At 53.8% G+C, this 14,824-nt stretch carries 15 protein-coding genes and 4 tRNA genes; 14 read left to right on the forward strand and 5 right to left on the reverse strand.

All coding sequences use genetic code 11. The features are described from left to right. Window positions 1-25: 25 nt before the first annotated feature. The 4 genes from glgX to HMPREF0576_RS02860 all read right to left on the reverse strand — a co-directional run bounded on the left by glgX (window position 26) and on the right by HMPREF0576_RS02860 (window position 4,058). Window positions 26-2,170: a glycogen debranching protein GlgX gene (gene glgX, locus HMPREF0576_RS02845; RefSeq protein ID WP_004010624.1), complete on the reverse strand. Its 2,145-nt coding sequence runs from the start codon at window positions 2,168-2,170 to the stop codon at window positions 26-28. Window positions 2,171-2,222: 52 nt separating this feature from the next. Beyond that, window positions 2,223-3,314 carry an SGNH/GDSL hydrolase family protein gene (locus tag HMPREF0576_RS02850; RefSeq protein WP_004010625.1) on the reverse strand — a complete coding sequence of 364 codons (1,092 nt, stop codon included), beginning with the start codon at window positions 3,312-3,314 and terminating at the stop codon, window positions 2,223-2,225. A 218-nt stretch (window positions 3,315-3,532) separates the two neighbouring features. Further along, on the reverse strand, window positions 3,533-3,793 hold the full coding sequence (locus HMPREF0576_RS02855; protein WP_004010626.1) for a hypothetical protein: 261 nt from the start codon (window positions 3,791-3,793) through the stop codon (window positions 3,533-3,535). Then, window positions 3,777-4,058 carry a hypothetical protein gene (locus HMPREF0576_RS02860; protein ID WP_004006741.1) on the reverse strand — a complete coding sequence of 94 codons (282 nt, stop codon included), beginning with the start codon at window positions 4,056-4,058 and terminating at the stop codon, window positions 3,777-3,779. Before HMPREF0576_RS02860 ends, HMPREF0576_RS02855 begins: the two co-directional genes overlap by 17 nt. A 598-nt stretch (window positions 4,059-4,656) precedes the next feature. On the opposite strand from HMPREF0576_RS02860, the gene HMPREF0576_RS09380 reads away from it, so the two are divergent. Genes HMPREF0576_RS09380 through HMPREF0576_RS02880 form a run of 3 tightly spaced genes read left to right on the forward strand, consistent with a single transcriptional unit; the run spans window position 4,657 to window position 5,410 of the window. Then, window positions 4,657-4,866 (forward strand): hypothetical protein, encoded by a 210-nt coding sequence (locus HMPREF0576_RS09380; protein ID WP_004010628.1) that lies wholly within the window; start codon window positions 4,657-4,659, stop codon window positions 4,864-4,866. 12 nt (window positions 4,867-4,878) lie between these two features. After that, window positions 4,879-5,154, forward strand: a complete 276-nt coding sequence (locus HMPREF0576_RS02875) for a hypothetical protein (protein ID WP_004010629.1) — start codon at window positions 4,879-4,881, stop codon at window positions 5,152-5,154. 25 nt (window positions 5,155-5,179) lie between these two features. Continuing rightward, entirely contained in the window at window positions 5,180-5,410 is a 231-nt protein-coding gene (locus HMPREF0576_RS02880; RefSeq protein ID WP_004010630.1) for a helix-turn-helix transcriptional regulator, read from the forward strand. Window positions 5,411-5,743: 333 nt separating this feature from the next. Here HMPREF0576_RS02880 and HMPREF0576_RS02885 read toward each other — a convergent pair. Continuing rightward, a tRNA-Val gene (locus HMPREF0576_RS02885) sits at window positions 5,744-5,818 on the reverse strand. 242 nt (window positions 5,819-6,060) lie between these two features. On the opposite strand from HMPREF0576_RS02885, the gene HMPREF0576_RS02890 reads away from it, so the two are divergent. The 11 genes from HMPREF0576_RS02890 to HMPREF0576_RS02940 all read left to right on the forward strand — a co-directional run bounded on the left by HMPREF0576_RS02890 (window position 6,061) and on the right by HMPREF0576_RS02940 (window position 14,802). Next, on the forward strand, window positions 6,061-7,059 hold the full coding sequence (locus tag HMPREF0576_RS02890) for a LacI family DNA-binding transcriptional regulator (RefSeq protein ID WP_004010632.1): 999 nt from the start codon (window positions 6,061-6,063) through the stop codon (window positions 7,057-7,059). 85 nt (window positions 7,060-7,144) lie between these two features. After that, window positions 7,145-7,217: transfer RNA gene (locus HMPREF0576_RS02895), tRNA-Gly, on the forward strand. A gap of 128 nt (window positions 7,218-7,345) precedes the next feature. Then, window positions 7,346-7,416, forward strand: a tRNA-Cys gene (locus HMPREF0576_RS02900). A gap of 4 nt (window positions 7,417-7,420) precedes the next feature. Then, window positions 7,421-7,497: transfer RNA gene (locus tag HMPREF0576_RS02905), tRNA-Val, on the forward strand. Between the two features lie 311 nt (window positions 7,498-7,808). Continuing rightward, complete coding sequence (thrS, locus tag HMPREF0576_RS02910) at window positions 7,809-9,818, forward strand: threonine--tRNA ligase (protein WP_004010633.1); 2,010 nt, start codon at window positions 7,809-7,811, stop codon at window positions 9,816-9,818. Between the two features lies 1 nt (window position 9,819). Then, entirely contained in the window at window positions 9,820-10,377 is a 558-nt protein-coding gene (locus HMPREF0576_RS02915) for an HIT family protein (protein WP_004010634.1), read from the forward strand. Between the two features lie 43 nt (window positions 10,378-10,420). Beyond that, window positions 10,421-10,894, forward strand: coding sequence for a Cys-tRNA(Pro) deacylase (gene ybaK / locus HMPREF0576_RS02920; RefSeq protein ID WP_004010635.1), 474 nt, complete (start codon window positions 10,421-10,423; stop codon window positions 10,892-10,894). Between the two features lie 58 nt (window positions 10,895-10,952). Next, window positions 10,953-11,852: a pyridoxal 5'-phosphate synthase lyase subunit PdxS gene (gene pdxS, locus HMPREF0576_RS02925; RefSeq protein ID WP_004010636.1), complete on the forward strand. Its 900-nt coding sequence runs from the start codon at window positions 10,953-10,955 to the stop codon at window positions 11,850-11,852. A 58-nt stretch (window positions 11,853-11,910) separates the two neighbouring features. Further along, entirely contained in the window at window positions 11,911-12,537 is a 627-nt protein-coding gene (pdxT, locus tag HMPREF0576_RS02930) for a pyridoxal 5'-phosphate synthase glutaminase subunit PdxT (protein WP_004010637.1), read from the forward strand. 23 nt (window positions 12,538-12,560) lie between these two features. Continuing rightward, complete coding sequence (locus tag HMPREF0576_RS02935) at window positions 12,561-13,205, forward strand: NUDIX hydrolase (RefSeq protein ID WP_004010638.1); 645 nt, start codon at window positions 12,561-12,563, stop codon at window positions 13,203-13,205. A 157-nt stretch (window positions 13,206-13,362) separates the two neighbouring features. Next, window positions 13,363-14,802, forward strand: a complete 1,440-nt coding sequence (locus HMPREF0576_RS02940) for an L-serine ammonia-lyase (RefSeq protein WP_004010639.1) — start codon at window positions 13,363-13,365, stop codon at window positions 14,800-14,802. Window positions 14,803-14,824: the final 22 nt, after the last annotated feature.

The following is a 14,824-nucleotide window of genomic DNA, read 5'->3' on the forward strand; positions in this document are numbered from 1 at the left end:
CCTTCTGACCGGGAGACACCCCGACCTAGAGTGTGCGCTCAGCCATAGGTGACGCTAAAACCATAATGGAACGTGAACGCACCGTAATGGTCTCAGGAGAACCCAACAGTTCTGCCCGCACGAAATCTGTCTCAATAGGCTCTGGCGAGGTCGTGTCAATCACCCGATACCACTGCAAATCGTGGGTCCATCGCGGCATGGTGAACTCCAAGTCCTTTTCAGAGGCATTGAACATCAGGATAAAATCATCATCCTGCACGCGCTCGCCACGCTTGCCCGGCTCGTCAATAGACGCGCCGTTCAGAGAAATCGTCAGGGCTTTGGCGTAAGCTGTGGTCCACTCTTCATCGGTCATATGCTCACCGTTCACACTGAACCACTCGATGTCGCCGCGGTCTGATTCTCCGCCACGTGCCGCATCTCCAGCTAGGAACCGGCGACGGCGAAACACCGGATGCTCGTTGCGCAGGTGAATCAGGGTGCGGGTAAAGTCAAACATTTTTTGGTCGCGCGCATCCTCATCCCAATGAATCCAGGTGATTTCGTTATCCTGGCAATACCCGTTGTTGTTGCCGCCCTGGGTACGCCCTAACTCGTCTCCGTGAGAAATCATGGGAACCCCTTGGGATAGTAGCAGGGTGGTGAGAAAGTTGAAGCGTTGGCGCCGGCGCAGCTCATTGATTGACTCGTCGCTGCTGGGACCTTCCTCCCCGTAATTCCACGATTTGTTGTTATTGTCGCCGTCAACCCCGCCTTCGCCGTTGGCTTCGTTGTGTTTTTCGTTATAGGAAACCAAGTCCAGCAGGGTAAATCCGTCATGCGCAGTCACAAAGTTGATGGAGGCCACCGGCAGGCGCCCAGTGTGGGCATAGAGATCTGCCGAACCGCTGAACCGAGACGCGAACTCGCCCAGCTTTGCCGGCTCGCCACGCCAGTAATCTCGCACCGTGTCACGATATTTGCCGTTCCATTCCGACCACAGAATCGGGAATCCGCCCACGTTGTAGCCGCCTTCACCGACATCCCAAGGCTCGGCAATAAGCTTAACCTGGGAAATAATCGGGTCTTGGTGGATGATGTCAAAGAACGCCGAAAGTTTGTCGACCGAGCTGAGTTCCCGCGCTAGGGTCGATGCGAGGTCAAACCGGAACCCATCGACGTGCATTTCGGTAATCCAGTACCGCAGGGAATCCATAATCAGCTGCAGCACTGCGGGGGAGCGCATCAGCAGGGAGTTGCCGGTTCCAGTCGTGTCGAAGTAGTGTGCCCGGTCGCCTTCAACCAGGCGGTAGTACACTTCGTTGTCCAAGCCACGGAAAGACAGAGTCGGTCCCAGCTGGTTGCCTTCGGCAGTGTGGTTATAGACGACATCGAGGATGACTTCGATGCCTGCCGAATGCAGGTCTTTGACCATTTGCTTAAATTCTTCGACCTGGCGGTCGCCTTGACGATTTGAACAATAGGCGTTATGTGGAGCAAAGTAACCGATAGTGTTGTAACCCCAATAGTTTTTCAAGCCTTTTGCCTCTAGGGAAGGATCGGTAACGAATTGGTGCACGGGCATGAGTTCCACCGCGTTCACACCTAAATGTTTCAGATAGGCAACGGTATTCGGATGCCCCATCCCCGCGTAAGTGCCCCGCAGAGGTTCGGGAATGGCAGGATTCAACATGGTCATACCCTTAACATGAGTTTCATAAATGACCAGGTCTGGGTAATCCAAACAGGGATGACGGTCATTGCCCCAATCAAAGAAGGGGTTGATGACGACGGAATGCATCGTGTGCGCGGCTGAGTCCGCCTCCGAATAACCGTCCGGTTCTCCGGCAGGATAAGCGAAAATCGACATGTCGCCGTCTAAGTCTCCGGCGATGGCTTTGGCATAAGGATCCAGCAACAATTTGCTCGGATTGAAGCGTTGCCCGTTAGCAGGGTTATAAGGACCGTAGACGCGATATCCGTAGTGTTGCCCAGGGCGGAGATTGGGGATGTAGCCGTGCCACACGTGACCATCAACTTCATCCAAAGTGAAACGTTCGGTTTCTCGTCCGTATTCGTCTACCAAACAGAGTTCCACTCTTTCAGCGTTAGCTGAATAAACTGCAAAATTTGTTCCGCTCCCGTAATAAGTTGCCCCCAGCGGATAAGGTTTTCCTGGCCACATTTCCATAACTTAAATATCTCATACTCCCCCTCGGTGCGCTGCATGGGGTTTGTTAGGGTTACTTTTCGTTCGGGGGGATGTCGCCTTTGTCGGCGGATTTAAGTTTCAGAAGTCCGCTCCACAGGTTAGCGCGATTGTCCTCAGTTTCGTCGGGCAGCGGGGGAATTTTGTCGGCAGTCGAGTCTTGCCACCAACCACGTTTCTGCAGCAGCGGTTCGACCATGCGGACGAACTCGGCGGCAATCTGGCGATAGGTGTCGGTGTTGGGGTGGAAACCGTCCTCGGCTCGAATCATGAGAGTTCGCCAGAGTGGCACATCTCCCAAGTGGCGAATGGGAACCAAAATATGGTCTGACTCGGAAACGACGCGAGTCAGGATATCGTTCATTTCGATGGCACGTTTATCTGCCGGTAGTGGTTTTGCCGGGGGAACTTCAGAGATAAGGGCGGGGGCAGGTAGGCTTTCAACGATAATTTCCATCTGCCGTTGGAAATTTTTAGGGTTTTGACCCTCCGCGGAAAATACGTCGTTACCGCCTATGTCCAGGGTGATGATGTCTGGCGTCAGACCCGTGGCCAGCATCTGCGGAATCTGCGCGTTCACCACAGTCGAGGCGACGGCCCCGGAAATGGAATAATTCAGCACAATCACCCGACGCTGTGTGGCGCGTCGCAGATAAGAGGCAAACAAAGCCACGTAAGAGTCGTGTACGTCCTCGCACCCCACCCCTTGTGCAGCGGAATCACCTAGAGCAACGTAAACCAGGGGAGGAGAGTTTTTGATCTTGGAGGGACGGTGTAGTTTCTGACCGGTTTGCGGAAAGATGAGTTTGTTGGAGTACCAGTCGCTACGGTGCAGATAGTGTTGCGCCCCGTTGGAGAGCAGCGCAAAGCTGGGGGCGTAGATTTCCGGATTTGTCAGCATTCCCAGTTCGTTTAGTTTAGCTAGCCCGGAAATGACGTGGTCTTCCCAGAACCAGCGGTGACTGGAAACCTCTTGATGAACCTTCCACATCCCCGCCGCCGCAGTGCCCGCCCAGACCAGGGACGATGACGTTCCCAGTGCCGTGAGGGCAGAAACTTTTGCCGAAGCGGGCAATTCTCGAAACAGCTCGAGTACCGTCTCAACAGAAATTTTTTTGGCAACCATAGTTTCAGCTTACTCGGCTCGCGCTGTTTTAAGCGCGCCAGAACGTGTATGGTGGGCCATACTGGGATCGAACCAGTGACCTCTTCCGTGTCGCCTGGTGTTAACGACACACCCCTAAGAGGGTGCTGGTTGGGTAGTCACGGTATGCCCCAGATAAGCGGGCATAAGAAAACCGCCCTGGCGTATAGCCAAGACGGTTGCTGATGAGGTTTGTTTGGTTAGACGCGTTCCTGCAACGCATCTAGCATGTCTTGGTAGTATTCCTCGTCGAAAAAGGGTTTAAGAGCAAGGATTTCATCCAACACATCAGCAGGAATGTCTCTTGACGGACTCTCTACCACGGCACTTATTCCTGCATGTGCAGCAAACGTTCCATCATTGTCGATGAAATTGTTCATGTCTTCTAGTTCTTTTTTGGTAATCACGTTTCTTTCATACATGTGCTGGAGGACAGCTCTTGTTTCAGATTCGCCATTCATGTTTCTCCATATGCTGTTGTATCCAGTTGAGGGTTCTTAGCTGAAGTTCTTCGTCCCACGATGTGTTCACTTCGTATTCGGTATCGCGTAAGAGTTTCTCGGGTACTTCAACGGAATCCAATAAAGCGAACTGAAGAAAGTCGTCTATCTCCATCCAGGAATCGCCTTCAGCGCGATCACTTTCGATTAGAGATTGTGCCTCGTCGGACAGATGACTGAATAAATAGGTGTCGTATTCTTTCAGGATTTGTATCAAGTTAGACATTGCGCTCACCTCTGCTGCGTTTTATCCCGGTTCGCAGGGTCTTTTCTATTTTACCCGATTGGGTATTGACGTAGAATCCCTTACCGGTTACCGGGAATGCTAATCTGAATTTTGTGTATGTGAACTGCACCAGAACGTGGAAAACTCGGGGATGCCATCGTTGAAATCTTTATCAGTTTGCAACGCTCTCAGGGCGTGTCGCTACGTGGACTCTCTCGAGAGTCTGGCGTGAAGTTAGGTCGGCTTGGAAATATTGTGTCGCGCAACTACACGCTTACGATTGACGAAATCGGCGCTATCTCAACAGCGCTGAATGTGTACGCCTGGGAGGTTGTGGCTGCTGCGGAGTGGATGGGGTACGGACAACCACCAGAAGGACTCACCAGCAAGAACAAATCGACGTCGCGGCGCTCTTCGAGGCTGCAGCCCGCTACCAAGATAAAGACTGCGCCCCAACCTCAGCAGCCCCGAAGATAACCCCACTATTCTCTGACCGGCGCAACGACGGCTTCTACGGCTACGAAGCCCTGCCCCGCAGGGCATAGCATCCAGGCAAGTTTTCTTGACGCTGGATACTTTTGTCAAGTATGATTGACGTATGGAGTTTAAGGAAAGCGCCTTCAAACACGGATACAACCGCACGGAAATCACCCACGCTATCCGCAACGCTTGGCGAATCCTTGACCTCGACGAAGGCGTAACCCTATTCCTAGGACCAACTCCTTCGGGAAACATCCTTGAAATACTAACCAACAGAGACGGCACCGTATTCCATGCGATGCAAGCCAGACCAAAATTCTTTCAATAAAAGGTGATAACAATGGAAACCAAAACAAAACTAAGTGACGAAGAATACGCCTTACAGTTCATCAAGTCAGACCCGCAAGACATCATCCGAAACGCCAAGGCAATCCACGAGGGAGAAATCCTACGTCTTATACAGACCGCTCGCGATAGGAAAGAAGCTGCCGAACATGACCTCGTAGACGCAGTACGCCAGGCTCGCGCCGAGGGTGTTACTTGGCAAGCCATTGGCGGGCTACTCGGCATGAGCCGCCAAGGCGCACAATCTTTTTACGCCGAACGCATCGCCTAATACTGTAAAGAAAGGACTAACATCCATGCCCGCCCGTTATCTGGCTCTCACTGACGTTGCCAATCGTATCGGCATAGCTGAAGGCGCTATCCGCTCTTACTCGGCTAAAGGAATGCTCCCTGAACCTGACGCATACACAGGTACGGGTGCCCGGGCTGTGCGTGGCTGGCTACCCGAAACCATAGACGCGTGGAACCAGGCTCGCCCAGGACGCGGGAACTGGGGTAATAATCGGGGCGGCTCAGCGGATTTGTAATATTATGACCCGTTTTGAAACATTGCCATCGTAAATCTGACCTACCCAGTGGTCTCCGTTGTGTGTCATAGTAGAGACTTCCGGTGCCGTATGTGCGGTTTTTTCATGGTTGCCGCTTTTTCTTTTTTAGGAAGTGCTACCTTGACGCTCTGACTGGGGTTTTGGGAACGCTATTTTTGGGTGCCTCCACCGGTTTTGTGGTGCTATTGGTGGTGCTTTTTTAGCGATTATTTCCGACTATTTCCGACTATTTCCGATTATTTCCGATTATTTCAGAAATAAAAATAACAGCCCCGAAGCCCTTATTTGCTGGGGTTTCGGGGGTGTTTTTCCTGGTGGGCCATACTGGGATCGAACCAGTGACCTCTTCCGTGTGAAGGAAGCGCGCTACCGCTGCGCTAATGGCCCAAGGCTTATAAAGTTTAGCCTTATGTGGCTCGGAACGCAAAACGTTGACGGAATGCGGGAGAATGGGCGTTATCTGGCACTCGGTGGGGTTAGGGAACGTTGAGTCGAGCTGAAAAATCTGCGTGGAATCTTATTTACGAGTTTTAGCCGAAACTGGGCGCGAGAGAAACAAATTGGTACATGTTAAGAAAAATGCCCAGACAATTATCAGAATTTCTACAGCTATCGTTTAGAATTCTAATATGTGTGAGGTTTCAGATTCTGCTGTTCTCGTGAAAAAGCGCGTAACTTTGGATGATGTGGCAAAGGTGGCACACGTGGCGACCTCTACCGCTTCGCGGGCGTTGAATCGTCCGGGGCGTATCAATGCTGAGACGGAAGCCCTGGTGCGCCAGGTTGCGATTGAACTAGGTTACGAGAGGCCCGAAAATTTTTGGTTGCGGACGCACGTACTGACCCAAAAAGTTGGGGTCGTGATTGCGTTGGAGCAGTATCGCATGTTGGCTGCGATACAGGACAAATTGATTCTGGAGCATTACTTGCCGGTCTTGTATCCCACTGTTCCAAACCAAAGCGCGCGAATTATCAAGCGGGAGTTCAATAATGTAGACGGTCTGATTATCGATAATCCGCAAACACCCGGACGCATTCACTTGGAAATCCCTAATACTGAGCCACTGGTGGTGACGAATTGCGTGATTGACGAAGCGACTTGTGTCGTGCCGGATACGGAACAGGGAGTGGCGGTCTTGCTGACTCATCTAAAGTCATTGCGGCATCGGTCGATTACTTACTTTTACGCAAAGGATTGCTGGCTGGGCGAGAGCATTTTGCAGGCTTTGCAGTCTGGATGTGGGCAAGCGGGCGTGATTTTGCATCCGATGGGAAATGTGGGAAATAACCTGGAGGCTGGCGCTCGTGCAGTCGCGGCGTGGTGCCGGCACAAGGACAGTGCGGCGGTTTTTTGTGGAGATTATTCTGCCCTCGGGTTTATGCAAGAGCTGAACCGTTCGCTAAAGATGCTGGTGCCTGACGATGTTTCCGTCGTTGCCATCGGTGATGCCTTTATCGGACGTTTATGCCCTTCCGTCACCACGACTCTGGAGGTTCCGTACCGGAGAATTGGTACTGAAGCGGTGCGCCAGTTGCTCAGTCAGATTTATCATCCGTCCGGTCGCGAAAGGCGGGTGAAACCGATGAAAATGAGCCTCGTAAACGGTGGTACTACAGGCATTTCTTGATTTGAGTGCCGGCTGGCTCCGTGCCGTATTTGCAACCTCTGGTGACTTATGTATAAGATACTGGGGTTGGTTTTTCCAGCGTGTTGCGGATGTAGCTCAGTTGGTAGAGCATCACCTTGCCAAGGTGAGGGTCGCGGGTTCGAGTCCCGTCATCCGCTCGGTTTTTGGGGGAATCGAGCCTCGGTTCGGTTCCCCTCAAAAATTGGCTGTCTGAGGAGTCCTACCGGGTGCGTAACAGGTACTGGGTTTGGGCTTCTTTATAGAGTATGATACTCAAGACCACATTGGTGGGTTGGCCGAGTGGCTAGGCAGCGGCCTGCAAAGCCGTATACACCGGTTCGAATCCGGTACCCACTTCGACGGGCGGTTGGCGCAGCTGGTTAGCGCGTTTCCTTGACACGGAAGAGGTCGCAGGTTCGAGTCCTGTATCGCCCACCACGACGCAGGTCGAGGATAAAGCCACGACCTGCGTTTTTTGGTTTTATGAGCCGGGCAAGCTTGCTTGCAAAGGCTCATAAAACCAAAAAACGTTAGCGGGGGACCCGCTGGTGGTTTTATCCGAGACCAAGGAAGTGGCGCGCAATTTTGCGGAGCAAAATTGTTGGCACCTCGGTGCGGGTGTGGTTGCTATTTTGCGGAGCAAGATAGCTGGTACTTAACATGGCTGCTAAATCTCCCAGAATGTTTTTCCTATTATTTCCCGCGCGTATAAGATTGTCTCAGTAAACCAAGACTGAGAAAGGCGCAAAGTGTCCGAGATCAACGTCACTATTGACGGGAAAGCAACCCAGATTGAATCCACTATCACCGGTGAAGATTTGTACCGGGATCGTAAAGAAGTCATTGCTTACTTCATCAACGGTCAGGCACGTGACCTGTATCGCGAACTCCATGACGGGGACACAGTTGAAGCCATCACTATCGACTCTGAGATGGGCTTGAACATCTTGCGCCACTCCTGCACTCACGTGATGGCTCAGGCAGTCAAGCAGGTTCGCCCGAATGTGAAGTACGGCATCGGTCCTTTCATCGAAAACGGTTTTTACTATGATTTCGGTGTCGATGAGCCTTTCACTCCGGAAGATTTGATAGCCATTGAGAAATACATGGCGCGGATTTGTAAAGAAGACCAGAAGTTCGTGCGCCGGGTCGTTACCGAAGATGAAGGTCGCGCTGAACTCGCCGATCAGCCTTACAAACTGGAATTGATTGGCTTGAAAGGAACAGACTCCGACAATGACCAGGCTGCCGCCGGAGCTTCGGTGGAAGTCGGGGGCAGTGAGCTGACGATTTACGATAACGTGCGCAAGAACGGTGAGGTGGCGTGGAAGGACTTGTGCCGTGGTCCTCACGTACCTTCGACCCGGCTCTTAAACGGCGTGTTTAAGCTGATGAAAGTATCAGCCGCGTACTGGCGCGGTGACCAGGCAAATGACTCTCTGCAACGTATCTATGGCACCGCTTGGGCGACTAAAGATGATTTGAAAGAGTACGTGACCCGCATGGAGGAGGCTGCCAAGCGTGACCATCGCCGGCTGGGAAACGAGCTCGATTTGTTCAGTTTCCCGGAGGAAATCGGATCCGGTTTGGCGGTGTTCCATCCCAAGGGTGCGATGGTGCGTATGGAAATGGAAAACTATTCTCGACGTCGCCATCTGGAAGAAGGGTACTCTTTCGTTTACACCCCGCATGTCACGAAGGGTCAGCTGTTTGAAACGTCGGGACACTTGGAGTGGTACAAAGATGGTATGTTCCCGCCCATGCGTGTGGATGAGGAATGCGATGATCAGGGCAATGTCACCAAGGAAGGCTTCGACTACTACTTGAAGCCTATGAACTGCCCCATGCACAACCTCATCTATAAATCTCGTTCGCGTTCCTATCGGGAGCTACCGCTGCGCTTGTTTGAGTTCGGAACGGTCTACCGTTACGAGAAATCTGGTGTGGTTCACGGTCTCACTCGCGGACGTGGCTTCACCCAGGATGACAGCCATATCTATTGCACGCGCGAACAGATGAAAGACGAGCTGACAAAACTGTTGACTTTCGTGCTGGATTTGCTCAAAGACTACGGGTTGGATGACTTTTACCTGGAGCTTTCTACAAAGAATCCGCATAAGTTTGTGGGGTCTGACGAGATTTGGGAGGAAGCGACCAATACGTTGGCGGAAGTTGCCACAGCTTCGGGCTTGGAACTGGTTCCGGATCCGGAGGGAGCGGCGTTCTATGGTCCCAAGATTTCCGTGCAAGCTCGAGATGCAATCGGCCGCACATGGCAGATGTCGACCATTCAGCTGGACTTTAACCTGCCCGAACGCTTTGATTTGGAATACACCGCGGCGGATGGAAGTCGGCAACGTCCCGTGATGATTCACCGTGCCTTGTTCGGTTCAATCGAACGCTTCTTTGGGGTGCTGACTGAGCACTATGCGGGAGCATTCCCGGCTTGGCTGGCGCCGGTGCAGGTGCGTTTGGTGCCGGTGGCAGAGGCATTCAATGACTACTGCGAAGACATTGCGAACCGTTTGCGTGCGGAAAACGTTCGGGTCGAGGTGGATACGACCGATGACCGTTTCGGTAAGAAAATCCGCAATGCTGCCAAGGATAAGATTCCTTTCACTCTCATTGCTGGTGGGGAGGACGCTGAGGCAAACGCGGTGTCTTTCCGCTATCGCGGTGGGGAGCAAAAGAACGGTGTCCCAATTGACCAAGCGATTGCGGAAATCCTGGAGGTTATCCGCAGTCGCAGGAACGACTAAGATGACTGACTTACCCGCGGAATCAAGCGAAAATTTCGGTGCGCAAACTGACGGGATGGAACGATTGTGGACTCCTCATCGGATGGTGTACATCGATGATGGACCGCATCGTGATGTGAAAACCTGTCCGTTTTGTGAGGGTCCGAAAGGCGGGGACGAACAGAGTCTCATTGTGTATCGAGGCGAGACTTGCTTCGTGGTGATGAACCTGTTTCCTTACAATCCCGGTCATGTTCTGGTTTTGCCCTATCGACATATTCCCGATTACACCGATTTGGACTTTGCGGAACGTGTCGAATTTGGCGAACTCACCGCGCACACTATGGAGGTCATCCGTCAGGTCAAAGCTCCGCAAGGGTTTAATCTGGGGATGAATCAGGGCGCGGTCGCGGGAGCAGGAATCGCGGGTCACCTGCACCAGCACATCGTGCCGCGGTGGGCGGGGGACGCGAATTTCTTTCCCATCGTGGCGCGTACCAAGGCGGTTCCGGAGCTGTTGGGTCAGACTCGTCAGGTGTTGGCTGAGGCTTTCGGCGATTGGCAGCCACGCGAAATCTGAAACTTTCCCGGTATGGGACTTGAGAAACTGTTGCTAGATCACAATGAAGACCACCAAGACTAACGCCATGCGACTGTTGGACGGTGCCGGAGTAGCTTATGAAACGTCGAGCTACTCCACGGAAGGGGACGTCGGCGCGCTCCATACTGCCGAAGTCCTGGGAATTCCCCCTGAACTCATTTACAAGACCCTGGTGTTGGAAGATGGGCAGGGCGGTCACTATGTCGCGGTCGTTCCCGCCGATGCTGAGCTGGACTTGAAAAAGACTGCCGCGCATTTCGGTGTGAAACACGTCCAGCTCATTAATTGGCGGACCTTGCGGGAAGTGACCGGCTATATCCGCGGAGGATGTTCCCCTTTGGGAATGAAAAAATTGTTTCCCACGGTCATCGAGGAAACTGCCATATTGCTCGATAAGTTCTATGTTTCGGCAGGGATGCGGGGCTTGCAAATTGTGGTTAATCCTCAGGAATTGGCACCAGTGGTGTCGGCCGGTTTCGCGGATATAGTGCAGTAATAGCTAAAATGGGGACGATTGAGAAATTTTAAGAGTATGAACAAGGAAAGAAGGAAAAATGTCTGATCAACTGGCGCAAGGCACTGGAACTGATTTAGTGAAGCGGGGTATGGCGCAGATGCTCAAGGGCGGTGTCATTATGGACGTCGTAAATGCCGAGCAAGCCAAGATTGCCCAAGATGCCGGTGCCGTGGCGGTGATGGCTCTGGAGCGCGTTCCGGCGGATATTCGCGCCGAAGGTGGAGTCGCCCGTATGAGCGACCCTGATTTGATTGATGAGATTATCAATGCGGTGTCTATTCCTGTGATGGCAAAAGCCCGAATTGGTCATTTTGCGGAAGCTCAGGTGTTACAGAGCCTGGGTGTGGATTACATCGATGAATCCGAAGTTCTGACCCCGGCTGACTACAAGCATCACATCAACAAGTGGGATTTCACCGTGCCTTTCGTGTGTGGCGCCACCAACCTCGGTGAGGCTTTGCGTCGTATCAGTGAGGGCGCTGCCATGATTCGTTCCAAGGGTGAAGCCGGTACCGGGGACGTGTCCAACGCGGTGACCCATATGCGCACCATGACTTCTCAGATCAACCGTTTGACCACCATGCGTCCCGATGAGCTGTTTGACGCCGCCAAGGAATTGCAGGCTCCCTATCCGCTGGTCAAAGAGGTTGCGGATACCGGGAAGCTGCCGGTCGTGCTGTTCACCGCGGGCGGTATCGCCACCCCGGCTGACGCGGCGTTGATGATGCAGTTGGGTTCCGAGGGCGTGTTCGTGGGCTCCGGCATCTTTAAGTCCGGTGATCCGGCGAAGCGCGCGGCGGCGATTGTGAAGGCTACGGCTCGCTACAACGAACCGGAAGTGGTCGCTGAGGTGTCCCGTTCCTTGGGTGAAGCCATGGTCGGCATCAACGTTCACGATATTCCTGACGAGGCACGCCTAGCTCAGCGCGGTTGGTAAACCGCTGGCTCGGTCGTGAGCCAGCATATTCGCGTCTTTAGGAAAACCACAGAAAAGGATGATTTTGGATCAAAAACAATGGCGCGTAGGCGTCTTGGCTCTGCAGGGTTCGGTGATTGAGCATGTCCGAGCCCTGCAGGCTTTGGGCGCCCTTCCTGTGGAGGTAAAAGTTAGCGCTCACCTGCAGGATTTGGACGGTTTGATTATTCCCGGCGGGGAATCTACCACCATGTATAAGTTGGCGCGAGCCTTCGACCTGTTTGATTCCTTAAAAGCCTTTGTTCACAGTGGAAAAGCCATTTATGGCAGCTGCGCGGGCATGATTATGCTGGCTGACCACATTGTTGATGGTATCAAGGGGCAAGAGACGCTGGGAGGATTGGACGTGGTAGTGCGACGTAACGCGTTCGGTCGACAGGTCGATTCGGCGCAAAGTTTCGTCGACCCCGGTTCCTTCGGGGGCGACCAGCCCCTTCCGGCGGTATTTATTCGCGCTCCTTGGGTGGAGTCGGTCGGATCGGGGGTGGAAGTGCTCTCGACTTGGCAGCAAACTCCCCAGTCGACTCCGCGAGTGGTGGCAGTACGCCAAGGTCCCTTGTTGGCGACCTCATTCCACCCCGAAGTAACCGATGACCTGCGAGTACATAGTTACTTCTTGAACCTTGTGAAAGCTCAGACCAGCTGAGAGCCACTAAAAGGGGAAAGATCATGGACGAAGTCTGGCGTTCCGGACAGCAGCACTGTGATGCTGTGCCGGGCGCGGGATTCGAGAGTGATACGCAGACCTCTCTGGAGGACTATTTCCTGAATGAATGGCCCCAGGATGAGGAAGGCTATAACCATCGCCAGGCCGCACGAGTCGTGGCTTTCAACAGTCGTGACGAGTTGCTATTGCTGCGTGGGCATGACTTTTCTGACTTCGACCACTGGTGGTGGTTTACCGTCGGCGGCGGACTGGAGATAGGGGAGGACCCGCGAGCTGGGGCAATACGGGAGTTCTTTGAAGAAACCGGTTACCGTCTGCAGCCAGACGCGTTGGTTGGTCCGGTGCTATGCCGGCACGCCACCTTCGAGTTTCACGCGTTGACTTGCCGCCAAGACGAGCTGTTTTTTCTGACCTGGCTGCCTGGAGAACCCGTGTTTGTGCGAGACGGGTTTACCGCCGTCGAACAGAAAGTCTTGGATGAAATGAGATGGTGGAACCTCTCTGCATTACAACGCGAAATAGCTGATGGTGCGGTGGTTTACCCGCAGGATTTGGTTTCCCTGGCGCATGGCTGGGTGCGGGGCTGGGATGGGACCTGCCCGGAAATCAGTGAAGGTACCGTGGGGAAGCGCCGCCCTGCCGGTTAAATATTTGGTGCCTGATCACAGAACAGGCACCAAAAGCATTTATTTTGACCGAAGTCAGTAATGAAAGGCGTTTTCGGTGCCTCCGATTGTGGGGTGTGCAGGTTCGCCGTGGCATGCCGCTATCCCTAGGCTAGCTTTCAGGCTAAAATTTGTAGCCATGCTCGCGTCCTCTCTTTCCGTGTTTGATGTCATCCAAGTCGGTGTCGGACCTTCCGCTTCACACACCGTCGGACCGATGCGCGCCGGTGCGGATTTCGTGGCACTATTGCTTGATTCTGGGCAGCCTTTCCGGCGTCTGGAAGTTGAGCTCCAGGGTTCTTTGGGTGCCACTGGTCGCGGACACCTCAGCGATGGTGCGGTGCTGGGGGGTCTTTCCGGTTTCATTCCCGCTACGGTACAGCCCGGCGCGGTAGCGCGTCTGTTGGACGCGGTGACTCCGGAAGGGGCACTAGTCTTGCCGGGCGGGTCGACGGTGCCGTTCTGCTTTAAGCGGGATTTGCTTTACCGACCGCAGACGATAGCCCCATTCCACGCGAATTCTCTCGTGATTAGAGCCTACGATGATGCTCAGGTTACCTTTTCGAAACGCTACTATTCCACCGGTGGGGGGTTCGTCACCCGTGACGAGGCAGATTTCGGGGAACCCGGTGAACTGACCTCCCTCGATGAGGGTACCGCCGCAGCTGACGTGCCCTACCCGTACAACTCTATGGACGACCTTTTGCAACTGGCGCAAAGTGAGGGAAAATCCCTCGGCGACCTGGTGCGAGCCAATGAGCTAAGTCGGATGACCAAGACTGAGCTGGGGCAAGGTCTGGACAACCTGCGCAAGATGATGAACAAATGCATAGATAACGGCTGCACCAGCACTGAAACCATTCTGCCTGGCGGATTGTCCGTGCCGCGCCGAGCGCACCGATTGTTCCTCCACTTGCGAGCTCGAGATGGCAAGCCCGGCACTCCGGCGATTTGGCGTAGCTTCGCGCAAGACCCTATGCGCGCAATGGACTGGGTGAACCTGTGGGCGCTGTCCGTAAACGAGGAAAACGCGGCTGGCGGAATGGTGGTGCGAGCCCCCACAAATGGTTCGGCGGGTATCGTGGCAGCGGTGGGGCGTTACCTGCAGTGGTTTTGTCCCGAAGTGGAACAGAAATGTGGCTCGGCGCAGCGCGACTACCTGACGGTGGCAGGGGCGGTAGGTGGAATCATTAAAACGAATGCCTCTGTCGCTGGGGCAGAAGTCGGCTGTCAGGGTGAAGTCGGATCCGCGGCAGCTATGGCAGCGGGAGGCTTGGCTGCCGCTTTGGGGGGAAGTCCTCACCAGATTGAGAACGCCGCTGAAATCGCGATGGAGCATCATCTGGGCTTGACCTGCGACCCTATCGGCGGTCTGGTGCAGGTTCCCTGCATCGAACGCAATGCTATCGCTGCCATCAAAGCTATTAACGCCGCCCGCATGAGCTTGTGGGGAGACGGAACACATCGGGTCAGCTTTGACGAAGTTATTGAGACTATGCACCAGACTGGTCTGGATATGAACTCAAAATACAAAGAAACCGCCACCGGGGGGCTGGCGGTCAACGTCGTGGAATGCTGAAAAATCAGCGTTTAGAAATCGA

It is taken from the genome of Mobiluncus holmesii ATCC 35242 (assembly GCF_000185445.1).
Taxonomy (GTDB): domain Bacteria; phylum Actinomycetota; class Actinomycetes; order Actinomycetales; family Actinomycetaceae; genus Mobiluncus; species Mobiluncus curtisii.

What these genes read in the sequence shown, in the direction of transcription:
- HMPREF0576_RS02880 (WP_004010630.1), top strand. Translation starts at nt 5,180, where the DNA reads ATGCCCGCCCGTTATCTGGCTCTCACTGACGTTGCCAATCGTATCGGC.
- ybaK (WP_004010635.1), top strand. Translation starts at nt 10,421, where the DNA reads ATGAAGACCACCAAGACTAACGCCATGCGACTGTTGGACGGTGCCGGA.
- HMPREF0576_RS02935 (WP_004010638.1), top strand. Translation starts at nt 12,561, where the DNA reads ATGGACGAAGTCTGGCGTTCCGGACAGCAGCACTGTGATGCTGTGCCG.
- HMPREF0576_RS02890 (WP_004010632.1), top strand. Translation starts at nt 6,061, where the DNA reads ATGTGTGAGGTTTCAGATTCTGCTGTTCTCGTGAAAAAGCGCGTAACT.
- glgX (WP_004010624.1), bottom strand. Translation starts at nt 2,170, where the DNA reads ATGGAAATGTGGCCAGGAAAACCTTATCCGCTGGGGGCAACTTATTAC.
- HMPREF0576_RS02855 (WP_004010626.1), bottom strand. Translation starts at nt 3,793, where the DNA reads ATGAATGGCGAATCTGAAACAAGAGCTGTCCTCCAGCACATGTATGAA.
- HMPREF0576_RS09380 (WP_004010628.1), top strand. Translation starts at nt 4,657, where the DNA reads ATGGAGTTTAAGGAAAGCGCCTTCAAACACGGATACAACCGCACGGAA.
- HMPREF0576_RS02875 (WP_004010629.1), top strand. Translation starts at nt 4,879, where the DNA reads ATGGAAACCAAAACAAAACTAAGTGACGAAGAATACGCCTTACAGTTC.
- HMPREF0576_RS02915 (WP_004010634.1), top strand. Translation starts at nt 9,820, where the DNA reads ATGACTGACTTACCCGCGGAATCAAGCGAAAATTTCGGTGCGCAAACT.
- HMPREF0576_RS02860 (WP_004006741.1), bottom strand. Translation starts at nt 4,058, where the DNA reads ATGTCTAACTTGATACAAATCCTGAAAGAATACGACACCTATTTATTC.
- HMPREF0576_RS02940 (WP_004010639.1), top strand. Translation starts at nt 13,363, where the DNA reads ATGCTCGCGTCCTCTCTTTCCGTGTTTGATGTCATCCAAGTCGGTGTC.
- pdxT (WP_004010637.1), top strand. Translation starts at nt 11,911, where the DNA reads ATGATTTTGGATCAAAAACAATGGCGCGTAGGCGTCTTGGCTCTGCAG.
- pdxS (WP_004010636.1), top strand. Translation starts at nt 10,953, where the DNA reads ATGTCTGATCAACTGGCGCAAGGCACTGGAACTGATTTAGTGAAGCGG.
- HMPREF0576_RS02850 (WP_004010625.1), bottom strand. Translation starts at nt 3,314, where the DNA reads ATGGTTGCCAAAAAAATTTCTGTTGAGACGGTACTCGAGCTGTTTCGA.